This window comes from Domibacillus sp. 8LH (assembly GCF_038806185.1).
Lineage (GTDB): Bacteria > Bacillota > Bacilli > Bacillales > Domibacillaceae > Domibacillus > Domibacillus indicus_A.
Genome location: NZ_JAVJNG010000225.1, coordinates 1 through 255, shown reverse-complemented (window position 1 = coordinate 255; position 255 = coordinate 1). Strand labels below are relative to the sequence as shown.

At 38.4% G+C, this 255-nt stretch carries 1 protein-coding gene; it reads right to left on the bottom strand.

The annotated features are described in order from the left end of the window. The coding region (locus RG959_RS24525) for a hypothetical protein (RefSeq protein WP_342799338.1) at positions 1–247 on the bottom strand (247 nt) is incomplete at its 3' end. Between the last annotated feature and the right edge of the window lie 8 nt (positions 248–255).

The following is a 255-nucleotide window of genomic DNA, read 5'->3' as shown; positions in this document are numbered from 1 at the left end:
CTTCTATGTTATCCAACGTTCGTGTATACTCTACAATCGTCGATACCTTATTAAATCCCTCATCCAACAATACTGCTTCAGAGGTTTCCTCTAAAAGCACTGAAATGAAGCCATACTCTTTCGACTTCCATTCCTTTACGAGTTTGCTTAATGAAGTCTCATATAATTCTTTGGATATGCTGTCCTTCTTTAACTGGTCTACAAGCCAATATTTGCCGGGACTTTTAATTGTATGAAAATGCTCCATCCTCCACC